This is a genomic window from Sorangium sp. So ce1036 (genome assembly GCF_051369805.1).
GTDB classification, from domain to species: domain Bacteria; phylum Myxococcota_A; class Polyangia; order Polyangiales; family Polyangiaceae; genus Sorangium; species Sorangium cellulosum_F.
Genome location: NZ_JBBMOX010000001.1, coordinates 5,009,856 through 5,027,014 on the forward strand (window position 1 = coordinate 5,009,856; position 17,159 = coordinate 5,027,014).

Genomic DNA, 17,159 nt, shown 5'->3' on the forward strand with positions numbered 1-17,159 from the left:
GTCGTGGCGCCGCGGCGGGAGGGCCGCCGCGCCGCCGGGGCGTGGGCGGTCGGGGATCAGCCGAGGGTGCAGAACCCTTCGTAGTCGATGTAGCTCGTGATGGTCGGCGACTCGCCGCACATCGGGCAGTTCTTGTCGCGCCGGAGCTTGAGCTCGCCGAACTTCATCCGCAGCGAGTCGTACGTGAGGAGCCGGCCGATGAGGGGCGCCCCCTTGCCGAGGATCAGCTTCACCGCCTCGGTCGCCTGGATCATGCCGACGAGGCCGGGCAGGATCCCGAGCACGCCCGCTTCCTGGCAGCTCGGCGCGAGGTGCGGGGGCGGCGGCTCGGGGTACAGGCACCGGTAGCAGGGCCCGACGCCCGGCATGAACGTCGTCACCTGGCCCTCGAAGCGGAAGATGGACCCGTGGACGACCGGCTTCTTCTTGAAGACCGACGCGTCGTTCACGAGGTAGCGCGTCGGGAAGTTGTCGCACCCGTCGACGATGATGTCGAACGGGTCGAAGATGCGATCGACGTTCGAGCTGTCGACCCGCTCCTGGAACTTCACGACCTTCACGTCGGGGTTCAGGTCGAGGATCGCCTTCTCCGCGCTGTCGACCTTGGGCGTGCCGACCCGCGACGTGGTGTGGAGGACCTGGCGCTGGAGGTTCGACGTGTCGACCACGTCGGCGTCGACGAGCCCGATCGTCCCCACGCCGGCGGCGGCGAGGTACAGGGCCGCGGGGCTGCCGAGGCCGCCGGCGCCGAGGAGGAGCACCTTGGCGGAGAGCAGCTTCGCCTGCCCGGCCTCGCCGACCTCGGGCAGGAGCAGGTGGCGGGAGTACCGATCGCGCTGCGCCTCCGTGAGGCTGGGCGGCATCTCGACCGGGTACTTCAGGTCCTTCCAGCGGACGAAGCCGGGGTTGGCGCTCTCGACGTTGGTGTAGCCGAGGTCCTGGAGCGTCTTCGCGGCGAGCGCCGAGCGCGTGCCGCCGGCGCAGTAGGCCACGATCGGCGCCGACTTGTCCGGCAGCTTCTGCTCGACTTGCATCTCCAGGAAGGCGCGCGGGATCGAGATCGCGCCCGGGATGTAGCCGGCGCGGTACTCCTCCTTCTCGCGCACATCCAGGAGCACCATGGGGGCCTTCTCGTCGAGGCGGCGCTTGAGCTCACTCAGGGAGAGCTCGCGGATGGACTTGCGTACGTCGGAGATGAGGTCGCTATAGGTCGTGGGCATCGTGGCTCCTCAGAGATCGGGAGAGTTAGGTGCGCGGCGCCACGAGTCAACTTCGGACGACGGGGGCGGTGCGTTCGGCCTGCGCCCGAGCCCGGCGCGGAGCTCCGGCCCGGGGGGCGGCCCACAGCGCCGCGCTAGCGGCCGCGCCGAGGCAGGAAGTCGGGCCTGGCCCGGAGGGAGGCGAGCGGCTCCTCCTTCTGCGTCCCCCCGTCGCACTGGATGCGCGCCACGCGGCCGGTGGGCGGCACCTCGACGATCGTCGCCGGCTGGTTCTCCGCCTCACACAGGGCGAGCACCCGGGTGCCCGGGGCGAGGCGCCCGCTGCGGAGCTGCCTGCGCGGCAGCGGGATCTCCGCGTCGTCCGCGAGCCGCCGGACGATGACGTCGGCGCCCCGGACCTCGCTCACCACGCCGAGCTCGAGCGTCGGCTGCCCCTCCCGGAGCGGGCCCCACACGCGCGCGCCCTTCAGCTGATCGTCCGGCGGGAGCCAGTCGAGCGTCGGCTCCGGCGCGAGGCGCGGGAGCGGCACCCACCCGATCGCCGCGTCGAGCGCCCTCGTGAGCACGGCCGTGCCGGGGTCGACCGCGGTCACCAGGGCGCGCTGCTTCGTCTGGCCGATGACCCACACGGCGGTCGAGGGCGCGAGGCTGCGCGCCGGCGGGCCGTCGGCGTCGGAGGGTGGCGCGACCGCGACCGTGCCGTGGGACCAGCGCATCGAGGGCCGCTTCATGGGCTTCATCTGGAGCCGCACCGCCTCGACCCACGCGGCGAGCGCGGCGCGCCTCCGGGCGAGGGGCTCGGGCAGCGCGTTGCTCCCCGGCAGCGCGGCGGCGGCCGGCTCCCACCCGAGCCGCGCGATGGCCGCGTCGATCCGCTCCAGCGTTGCCGCCGCGCCCCGCGCGCCGATCGCCTTGCCCGCGAGCTCGGCGAGCCTGGGCGCCGCGGCCTCGCGGACGCGCCCGACGAGCGCGCGCCCCTGCTCCTCGGGGGCGTCCCCCCGCGCGACGGCGGCCTCGATCGCCTCGACGGCGGCCGCCCAGCGCGCGGCCGCGACGTCGGCCTCGATCTGGCCGTACAGGGCCTCGGCGATCGTGGCGTCGAGCTCCGCGGTGAGCCGCTCGGCGCCCGCCGCCCCGAGGACGGTCCTCGTCGGCGCCGCCGCGAGGAACGCGCGCGCCTCCGCGAACCGGCCGGCGATCGTCGCCGCGTCGACCTGCGCGCTCGCGCAGGCGACCGCCGCTCGTCCCACGAGCCGCCGCGCCTCGCGCGCGAACGCCTCGCTCCCGAGCTCGGCGATCCGCGCCGACAGCAGGCGGAACGCGGCCTCGCAGTCCCCCTGCTCGAGCAGCTCGGCCGCCTCGTTGGCCCACAGCTTCGCCTCGCGCCGGTCGAGCTTCTCGCGCAGCTCGCCGATCTCGTACCGGTGCGCGTCCACGCCGAGGGCGCTCGCCCTGTCGAGCAGCGCGCGCGCGTCGGCGTACCGCCGGCCGGACACGGCGCGGCTCGCGTCGTCGATGTGCCCGCGGCTCTCGTCGATGCGCCGGAGCTCCGCCTGGAGCGCGGGGTCCGGCTCGCGTCGCGCGGCGGCCTCGGCGGCGCAGCCGGCCGGCGCGGCGAGCGCGGCGATGAGGAGGAGGGGAGCAGAGGAGGGGATCCGCGGCCCTGGCGATCGCATGGGACACGAATGTTCCACCGCGTCTTTTCGCTCGCCACCGCGGCGCGCGGCCCGCGTTCCTTGACCCGGATGGGCTCATGCTCTAGGCGAAATTCCCGTGAGCGACGACGATACGCGCGGGACGGGCGCCGCCGGGGGGCAGGTCGAGGACGCGAGCGGCACGCGGGTCTTCAGCGCGCCGCGGATCACGATCAACCGCGTGTACACGCGGCAGGGCGACGGCGGGCTGACCCGGCTCGTCGGTGGACAGCGCATCCCGAAGGACGACGCGCGCATCGAGGCGTACGGGACGGTCGATGAGCTCAACGCGCTGATCGGGGCGGCGCGGCAGTCGCTGCTCGAGGTGCTCCCGTCCGCGCCGGCCGCGAGCGCCGAGCGGCTCGGCGAGCTCGGGCGCGCGCTGCTCCGCGTGCAGCACGAGCTCTTCAACCTGGGCTCGATCCTCGCGACGTTGCCGGGGGACGTCCACCCGAAGCAGCCGCGCGTGACGCAGGCGGAGATCGCGCGCCTCGAGGCCGAGATGGACCGCTGCCAGGACGATCTGGCGCCGCTGCGGTCGTTCGTGCTCCCGGGCGGCTCGCGGCTCAACACGGATCTGCACCTGGCGCGGACCGTGTGCCGCCGGGCCGAGCGCTGCTGCGTGCGCCTCGCCCAGGCGGTCCAGGCGGATCCGCAGGCGATCGGTTACCTGAACCGCCTGAGCGACGCGCTCTTCGTCTGGAGCCGCTGGGCCGCTGCGCTCCTCGGCACGCCCGAGATCCTCTGGGAGCCCGACGCCTCCGCGAGCGGCGGCAAGGCGCCGACCGCCTGAGCCGGGGCGCCCCGGTCGGGCAGGGCGCGCCCGACGGCCGCCCAGGCGAGCGCGACGTAGGCGTAGCCGAGCAGCGCGTCGAGCAGCCAGTGGTGGTTGAGGTAGATCGCCGCGAACAGCATGAGCGCGGCGTACGCGATCTGGAGGGCCAGGGACGGCGCGCTCGCCCTGCGGAGCGTCACGAGCAGCCCGTAGAGCGGGTACGTCACGTGGAGCGACGGGAGCGCGCCGTAGACGGTCGCGCCGCGGCTGTAGAGGTCGCGGAAATAGGTGATCCCGAGCATCGCGTCGACGCGCACCAGCGCGGCGGGGGAGGTCTGGGCGGCCGGATCGACGGCGCAGCCGCGGGCCTGCACGTACCAGGGCGGCGCGGCGGGCAGCAGGCGGTACGTGAGGATGCCGAGCAGGTGCGTCGCGAACGCGAGCCAGGCGAACCGGCGCGCCGCGATTGCGTCGCTCCGGTAGAGGTGGAGCCAGTGCGCTCCCATCACGAGCAGGTAGCCGCCGTAGGGGAGGGCGCAGAGCAGATCGAGGGCGGGGTGCGTGATCCGGGCGAGCAGCTCGTTGGGCGTGAGCAGCCCGCCGTCGACCCGCACGCCGAAGAGCGCGCGCTCCGCGTCGCGCAGCTCGCAGGCGAGCACGTCGTCGGGCGCGACGCGCCCGCCGAGCTGCCCCAGGGCGTCGTACGCGAGGAACACGAGCAGGAACGGCAGCGCGTTCAGGAAGAACCGTCGCGAGCGCGGGCTGGCGTAGGCGCTGGTCGTGACCAGGGCGGCCACCGCGAGGTGGTCCCACCGCGCGGCGCCGCGCGCGGCGAGCACGGCCGCGTAGGCGAGCCACGGGAGCGGCGGCAGCCAGAAGAAGCGGCCCCACAGGGCGCGCGCGTGCCGGAGCAGGATCACAGCGGCGCGCTGGACGCCTTGCCGCTGCCGAGGAGGCGCCGGCGCGCGCCGCCCTCGCCGCGCGAGGTCGCCTTCGGGTCGGGCAGCCCCGCCGCGTCGGCCGTGGCGAGGGCGGCGCGCGTCCGCCGCACGAGCCGCGCGCCGGCGGCGAGCCCGACGAAAGCGATCAGGGCGACGCAGGCGAGCGTGAGCGGGAAGGGGAGCGCGCCGGTCAGGCGCGTGGCCGGCACGGCCGGGCCGAAGACGAGCGCCGCGACGAGGTAGGTGATCCGCTCGTGTCGGCGCATCAGCCCGTTCGGCAGCGAGACCCGGTAGATGTCGGCCTTCGCGCGCGCGTAGCTGACGAACGACGAGGCGACCAGGGCGGCGAGGGGGACCGCGAGCGCGGCGGCGTGCTCGCGGTAGAAGAGGGCGAGGCCGATGAGCGGCGCGGCGTCGGAGAGGCGGTCGACGCACGAGTCGAGCACCGCGCCGGCGCGCGACACCTTGCCGATTTCGCGCGCCACCATGCCGTCGAGCGCGTCGAGGATCGCGCTGGTCACGAGCAGCGCGGCGCCGGTCCGGAAGCGCCCCGTGGCGAGCAGCGGCGCGCAGGCGAGCGACAGCGCGAGCGAGAGGTAGGTGAGGGCGTCCGGCGAGACGCCCAGGCGGGCGAGAGCGCGCGCGGGGGCGTGGAACGACCAGTAGAACGCCTCGACCACCGGGCCCGGGAGCAGCGCGCTCCCCGGGGAGGCGCCGAGCCGCGGCATCGCGGGCCGGCCGTGGCGCGCGACGCGCACCGCGTAGGCGCCGAGCACGGCTGTGCAGATTAGGATCGCACCGACGCAGAAGACGAGAGCCACGCGGTGGGGATTGCAGGGTTCGATCCGAGCCCGCATGCGACCGGGTTGAGCGGGCGTGCGGGGCACCCAGGCTGAGCGGGCGTGCGGGGCACCCAGGCTGAGCGGCCGCGGCGCAACCTGGTTGCGGCCGCGCCCAGGTCAGCGGCAGCTCGCCCGCGAGAGGCGGATGCCCTGGTCGGTCACCGCGTACGCGATGCCGAGCTCCTGACCGGTCCAGGCCAGCGCCGGGTACCGGGCGGGCGCGTCGCCGCTCACCTCGAGCTCGACGCCGACCGGCGTCAGATCCGGGCTCAGCAGCGCGACGAAGACGGCCGAGGGGCCCCCGCGGAACTGGTAATACGCGACGGCCAGGTTCCGCCCGGTCCACGCGAGCGCCGGCCAGTTCGCGCTGCCCTCGCCCTGCGAGACGAGCACCTCGCGGGAGACCTCGTCCTGCGCCGAGATCCGGATCGCCCGGATCTGCTCGGTGCCGCTGCGGGTGTCTTCCCAGGCGACGAACGCGTCGTCCCCGCCGAGCGCCACGCGCGTCACCTTCGCGGCGACGCCCTCGTGCGTGATCGGATCGAGCGCGGTGCTGCCGGGGCTCGGCCTGGCGAAGGCGATCGCGTCGCCCTCGGCCCAGGCCAGCGCGGTCCTCTCGCCGTCGGTCGCGACCGCCGGGAACTGCGCTTCCTGCAGAGACATCGCGCTCTCCAGCGCGCTGCTGTTCAGGAAGCCGAGCTGCGCCCCGCCCGCATCCATCCACGCCACCATGACCCGGTCCCGGCTCGCGGCCGTGACGGGCCAGGATTCGGCCGCGCCGCTCCGGGCCACCTCGAAGGCGGCGCCCTCGGGGACGCCGGCCAGCGTGGCGCGGCGGCCGCGCACGACGCTCCCCGCGCCCTCCCGGTCCTGCCAGAGGACGACCAGGCCCGCGCCGTCGCGGTGGACGCTCGGGTGGCTGGAGGCGCTCGGTCCGCCCTCGATCACCTCTTCCCCCAGCTTGTTGCCGTCCGCGTCCAGCGCGGCGAGGTGGATGTCGCCCTCGTCGGCCACGCGCTCCTGCCAGGCGACGACGAAGCCCTCCCCAGTCCAAACGATCGCGGGCGCGATGCCGCGGCCGCCGCTCACCTCGAGGCCCTGGGCGGCGAGCGTGCAGGCCGCGCCGTGGCTCCCGCTCTCGCCGCCTCCCGAGGCGACCCCCGGCGTGTTCCCGCCGCCTCCCTCCGCGCCGGCGCCGCCGCCCGTCTTGCCGGAGCCGCAGCCCCACGCGGCCGCGGCGATGCTCGCCGCGCCGATCGTGCCAAGAATCCAGTGCCGCATTCGTTCCCCCGTGATTGGTGGTGAGAGGCCCTCGGCGCGGCGCGCGCCGGGCGGAGGCCGCGCCGGAGGGCCCCGGTTTCTGGTCCGGCGCGGCGACATCCTCCGTCTCCGGGACGGTGGAAGCGGGTCGCCGTGCGGGACGACCGCTGCTCCTTCGTTCGATGTCCGGAGGGGCGGCCTGTCGCGCGCAGCCGCGCACCTGCGCGCCGATCGCGCCGGCGCCCCCGCGCGCGGCGCCACGCGGCGTTGATCGTGGCGCCGCGCGCGGCGCGCGCCGAGAAGGCGCTCACCGATGGCAGCTGCCCGGACTGGAACCCGCGCGGCGCGCGCGGTTCCGACGGCGCTACCCGCCGTCCTGCTGTGGCTGCAGCGCCTCGGCGACGGCCGCGAGCACATCCTGCGCGGCCTCGAGCTTGCGCCGGGGCATCGTCTTCAAGGCCTGCCGCACGGCCGCCTCGACCGTCCCGGTGCGGAGGCTGTCGAGATCGCGCCCGCGCGCGGTGAGGCCCAGGAGCGCGCGGCGGCCGTCGTTCGGATCGGTCCGGCGCTCGATGATGCCGCGCTCCTGCAGGCGCTTGAGCACGCCCGTGAGCGTGCTCGGGTGCAGCTGCATGATCTCGGCGAGCTGCCCGGCGGAGATCCCGGGGTAGCGCCCGACGATGCGGATGACGAGCCGCTGCGGGCCCGTCACGCCCATCTTGGCCTCCATGCGCTTCGACGTTGACTGCAGGCCGTGATCGACGGCCCACAGGAGCTTCATGAAGTCGAGCACCTCGCCCAGCCGGGAGCTCTTCTCGGATGGGGGTGCGGCATGAGACGAGCGCATCGCGGATGCTTGCTAGCTCGCCCGGGCGCACGCCGCTAGATCCAGGCGCAGGATCGGCGGCCACGGCCGCGGGGCCGCGCGGCGGACGCGGGGGGGCGGGCCGGAGCCCGAGGGGCCGGCCGGGCCCGCGCGCGCTGCCGCGAGGCGTCGGTCAGGCGCCGTGGCAGGAACGCCGAAAGGAGCCCTGGCAGGCGCTCCGCCGATGGCGCCGGGGCGTGGTCGTGGCGACCGGCGACGCGTCGCGCGGCAGGCGACGCGCCGCCGCCGCGGTCACCGCGCTTTGCCGTAGCGCGCGCGGCCGGTTTCGGAGCAAGATCGGCGCTGATGATCTGGGCACGGCGAGCCGCTCTGGGGATCGGGCTCGGCGCGCTGATCCTCGCTTCCGGCACGGCCGTCGGCCGGGCGCCCTCGCTGCGCGCGTCTCTCTCGGCGGCGTACCGCGCCTTCCAGGATCCCAGCCTGCTCGACCGCGCGCCCGCCGACGCGCCCCCGGCCGACGCGTGCCCACCGCCGCCCGTCGGCGACGCGCCGCGCGCGCTCACGACGCTGCTCGTGCGCGAGTTCCAGCCCGCGACGGACGACGATCTCGACGACCCCGAGGGGGCGACGCTCGCCACCCTGACGATGCCGGACCTCGGCGTGCCGCTCACCCGGCGCACGATGCGGTTCGTCCGCTTCTTCGCGCAGTCCGAGGAGGGGCGCGCCGTCTTCCTGCGGCGCTACCGGCGCGCCGGCGCGTACCGGGACCTCATCGAGCGATCGCTCCGCGAGGCGGGGCTGCCGGAGGATCTGCTCTGGGTCGCGGCGGTCGAGAGCGGCTTCGATCCGCGGGCGGTCTCGCCGGCGGGGGCGGCGGGGCTCTGGCAGTTCATGCCGAGGACGGGCGAGGCCTACGGCCTGGAGCGGTCCGACTGGATCGACGCGCGCATGAGCCTCGCGCGGGCCACGCACGCCGCGACCGCCCACCTGCGCGATCTCTACGAGCGCTTCGGTCGCTGGGATCTCGCGCTGGCGGCGTACAACCTGGGCCACGAGGGCGTCCTTCGCGCGCTGTCGCAGGTCGCGGCGACGCGCGATCCGGAGGCGCGCGGGCCGATCGGGTTCGCCGAGCTGGCGCAGGCCGGCGCCATCCCCAGGGAGACCGCGGACTACGTGCCGCAGATCGTCGCGTTCGCGCTCGTCGCGGCGAACCGCGCGCGCTTCGGGCTGGACCTGCCCGACGTCGCGCCCCTCCCCGCGCTGGATCTCGGCGAGGTCGCGGTGCCGCCGGGGACGCGGCTCCGCACCATCGCGCGCGCCGCGGGCATCTCGACGGCCGTGCTGCGCGAGCACAACCCCGAGCTCCTGCGCGACCGTGTCCCGCCGGGCCGCGTCGATCACCTCATCTCGCTGCCCGCCGAGCGCGTCGCGCGCGCCCTGGCCCTCTTCCCCGCCTACCTCGAGCACGAGGAGCTCGGCGGCGACGACGAGCCCGCTGGCCTCGGGAGCCCGACCGCCTCGCTGGGCGCCGCGCTGCCGCCGGGCGGCGCGCTCGCGCTCGGGGATGCGCCGCTGCCGCCTCGCCCCGCGTCGCTCGGCAGAAACCGGCTCCCGCTCTTCGTCCCGCCCGGCCAGACGCCGGCGCCCATGCCGCTGCTCGGCAACCCGGAGGCGCTGGAGGCGAAGCTCCCGGTCATGATGATCGGCAGCGGCGTCGGCTGGCGCCCCGCCTTCGAGGACGATCCGCTCGGCGTGATGAGCGGCCGCCTCGTCGCCACGTCGACCCTCGACGGCGAAGGCGGCCCGGGCGCTCGCTCCGCCCTCAAGGGGCGCGAGGCGGCGATCGAGAAGCAGCTCGGCTTCCTCGCGGAGCTCGGCCGCGAGCAGGTGCAGCGCTTCCGGCTCCCGAGCGGCGTCGCCGTCGAGCTCCGGCAAGACCCCGCCGCGCCGCTCGTCTCGATCAGCGCGGCCGTCGCGGTCCCGGCGCGATCGCCGGGCGGCGCCGGGGCCGACGGGCCCGCGCTCGCCAGCGAGGCCCGGGTCGCGATCACGGTGCCGCCGCGCGATCTCGCGGTCGGCGTCGAGCTGATCGCGGCGCGGCTCAGGCTCCTGCTCGGCGAGGCGAGCGCCGCGCGCCTCGCCGAGCTCAGGCGGCAGGCCAGCGCCGCCTCGCGGCGCGCGCTCGAGCGGACCCCCTACGGCCTCTCGTGGATCGCGCTCGGAGAGGCCCTGTTCCCCGCCGGCCACCCGCTCGAGGGCACCCTGATCGGGGCGCGCGACGACGCGCGGGCGGCCAGCGAGCTCCTGCTCACCGAGTCGCTCCCGCGCGAGCGCGCCGCGGCGCAGGCGACGATCGCGCTCTCGGGCGACCTCACCCGCGCGGCGGTCGAGCAGGCGCTCGCGCGCCCTCTCCAGCGCGTCGCCGCGGAGCCGGAGCGCCCGGTCCCCCCGCACCCGCGTGACGAGCGGATCGTCATCGAGGACGCGGTGCCGGCGCCGCGGCTGCTCTACGGCTGGATCGCGCCGCCGGAGGCGGGGGCGGACGAGGCGTCGCTCCGGGTGGCGATGGAGATCCTCACGGGCCCGCGCGTCGCGCGGCTCGCGAAGGCCCTGGTGGTCGAGGGGCAGCTCGCGTCCGGGGTGACCGGGCGGCTGTCGCTCGGCGCGCGGGCGAGCGTGGCGGCGGTGGAGCTCGCGCCTGCGCCGTCGCGCGATCTCGCCGAGGTCGAGCAGCGCCTCGACGCCGAGCTCGCGGCGCTCGCGACGTCCGGGCCGACCTGGAAGGAGCTGTCCCTCGCGAAGGCGCTGCTCAAGCTCGATCTCGAGAAGGAGCTCGCGCGGCGCACCGCGGTCGCGGCGCCGCCCGCGTCCCTTCGTCCGGTCACGGATCTGCGGCTGCGCGCCGCGCTTGATCCGGACAGCCTGCCGAGGCTCCTGCGCGCGCTCGAGGAGGTCGGGCCTGCCGATGTGCGCGCCGTGGTCGCCCGGACCTTCGCCCGCGAGCACCGGGTGAGCATCACGACTTGGCCTCTGGGTGCGCTGAGCGGAAGCGCCCTCGCCATCGCGGGCTCCGCGCCGCCCGCGCCTGCGTCGCCCGCGCCCGCGCCCGCGCCTGCGTCGCTCGCGCCCGCGCCTGCGTCGCCCGGGTCCGCGCCGCCCGCGCCTGCGTCGCCCGGGTCCGCGCCGCCCGCGCCTGCGTCGCCCGGGTCCGCGCCGCCCGCGCCCGCACCGTAGCGCTCGCGCCTGCGCCGCCCGCGCGATGTTCAGCCTCCCACGCCAGGGGCGTCGCGCGTTCAGCCCCCACGCGCCAAAGCTGCCTTTCTTATTATGGACTTATGGACAGGTATGGACACCTGGCATCACTTGGAGATAGCACGAAAGAATGACGAGAACTGCGAAGACGCTGATGTCTACGGCGTCAGCGAGCGAATGTGCCGCGCCCCTTCAAGACAACGCCTATCGCGTCCCCCTCTTGCCCGTGGAGGCAGCGGCGCCCGTGGCGCTCGTGACGCGCGGCGCCAGCGTGGAGCGCGCGTCGCGGGCCGCGATGAGGTCGCCCCCGGGCGAGCCGCCGTCCGGGAGCGCCGCGCTGCCCTCGCTGATCGATCAAGTGCCCGCGATCATCGCGCTCCGCGATGATCCGGTGCTGCGCAACCTGCTCATCACCCAGTGCTACCACGACCTCTCCGTGGAGCTCGTGAGCCTGCTCGGCGGGCGCAACGCGCACTGGTGCACGTTCGCCACCTGGGCCTCCAAGACGGCCGGCCGGTTCATCCGCAACGAGGAGGTGCCGGAGATGCTCCGGTGGCTGATCCTCTCGGACGGAGGCGAGCGGGGGTCCCTCCCGCCCCCGCCGCGCGCGAGCGGCGTGCGGATGCGCACCCCGGGCGAGGCGCGTCGCCAGAGCACACCGCGGCCGAGCGGCTTCGACCTGTCCACGTCCTGGTGGGGCGATGGCCTCGGGCTCATGGACTTCCCGGAGCGGATCCTGGACGAGCTGAGCTCGGACATCGCCCTGGGCAACCTGAAGGTCTTCGAGGAGCTCGGGCCGCTGTTCGCCCAGCTGATCGAGCTCTACCGGGATAGCCCGGAGCCGGACGCGAAGCGGCTCGACGCCGTGCTCCAAGGGCTGCGACAAGGGCCGTCGGCGGTGGGAGGGCAGGGGCTGCTCCGCAGCGCCGTGGAGCACTACCACGAGGCGCGGCTCACCGACGATCCGGACAGGAAGGCCGAGCTCATCCTCCTCGCCAACGCGCGCGTCGGGCTGCACGAGCAGATCCGCCTCCAGCCGTACATCGCGCGGGCGCTCAACGCGCCCATCCGCTGCGTGCGCGAGCTGTTCGCGTCGCCGGAGCGCTGCCTGCCCGAGCGGCTGCTCACGTTTGTGTCGGACAAGATCGAGAAGCTCCAGGCGGTGTGGCGCACGCTGGCCACGAAGGAGATGATGACCATGCGCCTCCCGGACGAGCTCCTGGAGCTGGGCTCCGATCTGCCTGCGCCGCCCGGGTCGCCCCTGCACTGCAAGGAGCTCGCATCCATCGAGGAGCGCGAGCTCTACGAGCTCCTTCGCGAGTACGACGCCCACGATCAGTCGACCGCCGGCTGCGGCGCCGAGGACTGGGCGTCGCTGCGCGAGCGAATGAGCTACATCCTCGAGCTGTTCCGCTCCCGGCAGAGCTGCTCGCGCCTGCTCGATCGGCCCTTCAACCACGCGCAGCACGCCGAGATCGTCGCGTGGCGGGTACCCCTGCCGATCCACGGCGAGCTCTAGCGGATCGCGCGGCCCCGCCCGCCGGGCGGGGCGCGCCTACGCGCTCCGCTCCGCCTCGTCCGGCGCGTCGTCCGCCGGCGCCGCCCGCGCCACGCGGCGCTCGGCGAGGCGCGAAAGGAGGCCGATCGCGCCCTGCTGCTCGGCGACCTCGCGGCCCCTCCGGAAGGCCGCATCCGCCTGCGCCCGCGCCTCCGCGGCGGTCGGGGCGCCGTGCGCGAGGGCGAGCTCGCCCTCGAGCCGGTAGAGCTCGGGCTCGAAGTACCGCTCGTCGCTCTTCTCGACGAAGGCCCGCGTGTCCGCGAGCAGCGCGCTGGCCTCGTCGACGTGGCCGGCGCCGAGCTCCGCCTCGATGAGCGCCGACCGCCAGTAGGTCAGCGACACGCGGCTGCCGATGCTCATCAGCAGCGTGAGGCCCCCGCGGATGCGCTCGGCGCCCTCGGCGTGGCGCGCCCGCGCCTCCTCGCCGGGCGCTCCCTGCGCGGCGCGCGCGGCCGCCGCCCAGCCGAAATCGATCTGGCTGAGCGCCGTCCAGTGGGGCATGCCCACCTCCTCGGAGAGCTCGCTCAGCGCGAGCGCGTGCGCCTCCGCGCCCGTGAAGTCGCCGAGCAGGCAGCACAGCACGGCGGCGAAGTGCTCGACGAAGCCGCGGCTCACGGGCTGGTTGAGCTCCTCGCAGAGGGCGAGCGCCTCGTCGATCGAGGCCCTGGCCCGCTCGGGCTCGCCGAGGTGGAACGCGATCCAGGCGAGGTGGGACAGGGAGAACGCGGCGGCGTCGTGGCCGAAGAGGAACGTGAGGGGCAGGTGGCGCGAGGGATCGTAGATCGAGAGCACCCTGTTGAAGTGCTCGCGGGCCTCGCGGAGGCGGCCCCGGAGGAAGCGCGTCGCGCCGAGCGCCTGGTGCGCGCCCAGCGCGATGCCGGCGTCGCCCGTGCTCTCGGCGAGCGCGAGCAGCTGCTCCCCGTGCTGCTCCGCCAGCGCGTAGTCGCCGCGGACATGGAAGAAGATCCAGAGCCCCCACAGCGCCGGGAAGAGCTGCGGCGACGAGCCGACCTCGCGGCAGAGCGCGTGCGCGCGCGTGTACGCCGCCTCCACCTCCGGCGCCGCGTAGCCGCGCGTGATCATCAGCGGGACGCCGAGCGTGGTCTGCAGCGTGATCTCGTCGCGCGTCCGCTCCTTCGTCTCCGGCAGCTGCTTGAGGAGCTCGAGCCCGCGGCGCAGGTGGCTTATCGCCTCGGCGTGCGCCGAGGACACGAGCGCGGCCTCTCCCGCGCGCTGCCAGGCCGCGACGGCGGGGCCGAGCAGCGCGGCCTCCGTGTAATGACGCGCGAGCAGCTCGGGCGGCGTGTCGGGGAACCGCTCGGAGAGCACGGCGGCGATGCGCGCGTGGTACATCTGCCGGGTGCTGCGGAGCAGCGACTGGTAGGCCGCGTCCTGCACCAGCGCGTGCTTGAAGGTGTACGTCGATCGCGGGGGCCGCCCCCGCTGGAAGAGCAGCTCGGCGTCGACGAGCTGGGCGAGCGCCTCGCGCAGCGCGGCGGGGCTCGAGGCGACGAGCAGCGGCTCCTCGCCCGCGCCGCTCGCGCAGAGCTCGAGCGCCTCGTACCCGAACGAGCGGCCGAACACCGCGCCGAGCTGCGCGACCTCCTTCGCCGGGCCGAGGCGATCGAGGCGCGACATCAAGAGGTGCTGGAGGGTGGTCGGGATCTCGAGCGCGCCCATCCACCCGGTCGGCGCGCCCGGCGAGCCCGCCGGCGCGCCCGCGGCCGCCCTGGCGGCGGCGGACTCGAGGATCATGCGCGTGAGCTCCTCGGCGAACAGCGGGACGCCGTCGCTGCGCTCGGCCAGCGTCCGGACCACCTCCCTCGGCAACGCGCCGTGCGCGGCCGACGCGCCGCTCGTCGCGTAGGCGCCGGCCAGCTGCTGGACGAGCGCCTCCATCTGCTCGTGGCCGAGCGGGGCGAGGTAGATCTGCGTGAAGTGCGACCGCACCGGCCACGGCGGCGCGAACGTGGGGCGCGCGGTCAGGAGCAGCAGGAGCGGCGACGGCCTGCCCTCGTCGGTGAGCCGGCCGAGCAGCTCCAGGGTGGACGGGTCGGCCCAGTGCAGGTCCTCGGCCGTGAGCACGAGCGGCTGCCGATCGGCGAGCCCGAGGAAGAGCTGCAGCAGCGACGCGATCGTCTCCTGCCGCTGGCGCTGCGGGGTGAGCGCCGGCGCCGCGTAGCGCCCCTCGATCGGGATCGACAGCAGCGTGGCGAGCAGCGGCACGGCGAGCGGCCCCGCGTCCGCCTCGGCGAGCAGCCGCTCCAGCCGCGCGAGCCTGTCCTCGGCCCGCTCCGACGGGGCGCCGCGCTGCGTCGACGGGGCGCCGCGCTGCGTGGACGCCGCCGAGCCGCTCAGCGTGCTCGCGTGCTCGCGGTCGCCCACGAGCAGCGCGTTGAGCAGCTCGATGACCGGGTAGAACGCGCTGTTCTGGAGCTGGGGCGAGCACCGCGCCTCGAGCCACAGGTGGCGCGTCCCGGCGAGCCGATCGCGGAAGGCGCGCACGCTCCTCGACTTGCCGATGCCGGCCTCGCCCGTCAGCAACACGACCTGGCCGGCGCCGCTCGACGCCCGCTCCCACCGGGCCGCGATCTGGTCGAGCTCGCTGTCCCGACCGACGAGCGGGGTGAGGCCCTGCTGCATCCTCGCGTCCAGCCGATCCCGCGCCGTCGTGCGCCCCTGCACCGCGAAGACCTCGAGCGGCTGACGCGCGCCCTTCGGGCCGATCTCGCCGAGCGGGGCGACGTGGTAGTAGCCCTCGATGAGCTTCTGCGTGGCGCGGCTGACGAGCACCGTGCCCGGCTCCGCGTGCGCCTTCAGCTGCGTCGCCGCGTTCAGCGTCGGACCGGCGAGCGAGGGCACGGCGTCGCCGTCCGTCACGACGACGATCCCGGTGTGCACGCCGATCTGCACGGACAGGGGCACGGGCACGATCGCGCGCGCGTTCAGGCGGGACACGTGCTCCACCAGATCGAGCGCCGCCTGCACGGCGCGCAGGGCGTCGTCCTCGCGCGCCACGGGGTGGCCGAAGTAGGCGACCGTCTCCTCGCCGGGCGAGCGGAGGAAGACGCCCTCCTGCGCGCCGATCACCTGGGCGCACGCGGCTTGATACATCTGGACGAGCTCGTGGAACGCTTCGCTGTCGACCGTATCCGCGATGCGCTCGGCGCTGGCGATCCCCGAGACCAGGACGGTGAGCTGCCGGCGCTCGCCGCGGCTCGTGACGGTCCCCTGCCGCGTCCCGGGCGCGACGCTCGGTCGCGGCGTGAAGCTCGCGACCAGGGGCGTCATCGGGCTCTCCGGGGCGGCGGGGTGGACGGACGCGCCGCGGAGCGGCTTCGCGGCCTGCTCGGCCGGCGCGAGCACGCGGCCTGCCATCGCGAGCGTCGGCGCCGCGCCGAGCCGCTCGTGCTGCCGCTGCTGCTCCGGCGACCTCCGCTCGGGGTGCTGTGACGGCACCACGACGGACGGCACGGGCTGGGTCTCCTGGTTGGGGTCGAGCTGCTGCGCCGGTCGCGTCCCGATGGCCCGCTGCGCCGGCGCGCCGCCGCGCTCGTACCCGACGGCCACCGTGGCCGCGTCGCCCGGCAGGGGCCACGGGATCGCCGACACGTCGCAGGCCTCCAGGAGCTCGTAGGCTTCACGGGCGGACCGGAAGCGCTGCGCCGGCGACTTGGCGGTCGCCTTCTCGAGCAGCGCGCCGAGGGGGTGGCCGCGGAGGGCGCGGGGGATCGGCACGGGCTCGGGGCTGAGCTGGCGGAAGATGACCTCGGCGACCGTCGCCTCGTGCATGACGGGCGCGCCGAGCAGGCATTCGAGGAAGGTGAGCCCCCAGGCGTAGATGTCCGCCGCGGCCGTCGGCGTGGACTGCACGAGCTGCTCCGGGGCCATGTAGGCCGGCGTCCCGTTGAACTCCCCCGTGGGCGTCAGCGCGCGGTAATCCGCGGCGCGCGCCTCGCCGATGAGCGCGGCGATGCCGAAGTCGAGCACCTTGGCGTGCGTCCACCGGCCCGACCCGGCGACCATGATGTTCTGCGGCTTGAGATCCCGGTGCACGACGCCGCGCTCGTGGGCGAAGCCGATGGCGTCGAGCACCTCGAGCATCAGCCGCTTGGCCTCGTGCGGCTCGACGCCCTTGGTGCGCTGGCAGTGCGCCGTGAGCGTCTCGCCGTCGACGAACTCCAGCGCCAGGTAGAGCTCGCCCTCGGGCAGGCGCCCGGCGTCGAGCAGCCGCACGATGTTCGGGTGGCTCAGCTGGGCGATGACCTGCATCTCCCGCTCGAAGCGCGCCGCCTGCGATCCGGTCTCGCGCGAGCGCCGCAGCGCCTCGGGGCGCAGCAGCTTGAGCGCCACGCGCTGGGTGGTCACGATCTGGCGCGCCTCGTAGACGACGCTATGACCGCCGCTGCCGAGGTGGCCGAGCACCTGATAGCGGCCGTCCACGAGCGCGCCGACCTCGAGCAATCCATCGCGAGCGGACATCTCCTGTTCTTCTTACCGCTGAACGCTGCCGGAGTGGACCGCGAACGCCGGCGCGGGCCCAGGTTGAGCGCTCGCGGCGACCGGAGGCCAGGTCGCGTTGGGCGGTGGAGGCAGCGAGCGCGGGGACTGTGAGGGCGCCCCCAGCCCGGCCTCGGCGATCTCGACGACCTGCCCCGACTCGGCCGCAGGACGGCGGGACGAGCTCCGCCGTCCCGCGTCAGATGCGATCCAGACAACCGGGATTACTTCGTTTTGACCGCGTGGTGCGGAAGAACGAGGTCTGGTACCCTCGCGCTCGATGGGCAATGC

The 17,159-nt window shown here is 75.2% G+C and carries 9 protein-coding genes and 1 pseudogene; 3 read left to right on the forward strand and 7 right to left on the reverse strand.

Annotation, left to right across the window (positions count from 1 at the left end):
- Window positions 1–56: 56 nt before the first annotated feature.
- On the reverse strand, window positions 57–1,220 hold the full coding sequence (gene moeB / locus WMF31_RS18795) for a molybdopterin-synthase adenylyltransferase MoeB (RefSeq protein ID WP_436603272.1): 1,164 nt from the start codon (window positions 1,218–1,220) through the stop codon (window positions 57–59).
- A 134-nt stretch (window positions 1,221–1,354) separates the two neighbouring features.
- Window positions 1,355–2,896: a hypothetical protein gene (locus WMF31_RS18800; protein WP_436603273.1), complete on the reverse strand. Its 1,542-nt coding sequence runs from the start codon at window positions 2,894–2,896 to the stop codon at window positions 1,355–1,357.
- Window positions 2,897–2,993: 97 nt separating this feature from the next.
- Between WMF31_RS18800 and WMF31_RS18805 the strand changes: the two genes are divergently transcribed.
- Entirely contained in the window at window positions 2,994–3,707 is a 714-nt protein-coding gene (locus WMF31_RS18805; RefSeq protein ID WP_436603274.1) for a cob(I)yrinic acid a,c-diamide adenosyltransferase, read from the forward strand.
- Window positions 3,708–3,757: 50 nt separating this feature from the next.
- Here WMF31_RS18805 and WMF31_RS18810 read toward each other — a convergent pair.
- The 4 genes and pseudogenes from WMF31_RS18810 to WMF31_RS18825 all read right to left on the reverse strand — a co-directional run.
- Window positions 3,758–4,609 (reverse strand): annotated as a pseudogene (locus WMF31_RS18810) (phosphatase PAP2 family protein); the annotation flags it as partial.
- Entirely contained in the window at window positions 4,606–5,406 is an 801-nt protein-coding gene (locus WMF31_RS18815; protein ID WP_436603275.1) for a CDP-alcohol phosphatidyltransferase family protein, read from the reverse strand. The gene WMF31_RS18815 and the pseudogene WMF31_RS18810, both read right to left, overlap by 4 nt.
- 183 nt (window positions 5,407–5,589) lie before the next feature.
- Window positions 5,590–6,753, reverse strand: a complete 1,164-nt coding sequence (locus WMF31_RS18820; protein WP_436603276.1) for a hypothetical protein — start codon at window positions 6,751–6,753, stop codon at window positions 5,590–5,592.
- A gap of 343 nt (window positions 6,754–7,096) precedes the next feature.
- The gene (locus WMF31_RS18825; RefSeq protein ID WP_436603277.1) at window positions 7,097–7,579 is read right to left on the reverse strand and encodes a MarR family winged helix-turn-helix transcriptional regulator; all 483 of its coding nucleotides are present in this window, start codon (window positions 7,577–7,579) and stop codon (window positions 7,097–7,099) included.
- 324 nt (window positions 7,580–7,903) lie between these two features.
- On the opposite strand from WMF31_RS18825, the gene WMF31_RS18830 reads away from it, so the two are divergent.
- Window positions 7,904–10,792: a transglycosylase SLT domain-containing protein gene (locus WMF31_RS18830; protein ID WP_436603278.1), complete on the forward strand. Its 2,889-nt coding sequence runs from the start codon at window positions 7,904–7,906 to the stop codon at window positions 10,790–10,792.
- A 244-nt stretch (window positions 10,793–11,036) separates the two neighbouring features.
- Entirely contained in the window at window positions 11,037–12,329 is a 1,293-nt protein-coding gene (locus WMF31_RS18835; RefSeq protein ID WP_436606575.1) for a hypothetical protein, read from the forward strand.
- Between the two features lie 36 nt (window positions 12,330–12,365).
- On the opposite strand, the gene WMF31_RS18840 is transcribed toward WMF31_RS18835, so the two are convergent.
- Window positions 12,366–16,850, reverse strand: a complete 4,485-nt coding sequence (locus WMF31_RS18840) for a protein kinase domain-containing protein (protein WP_436603279.1) — start codon at window positions 16,848–16,850, stop codon at window positions 12,366–12,368.
- Between the last annotated feature and the right edge of the window lie 309 nt (window positions 16,851–17,159).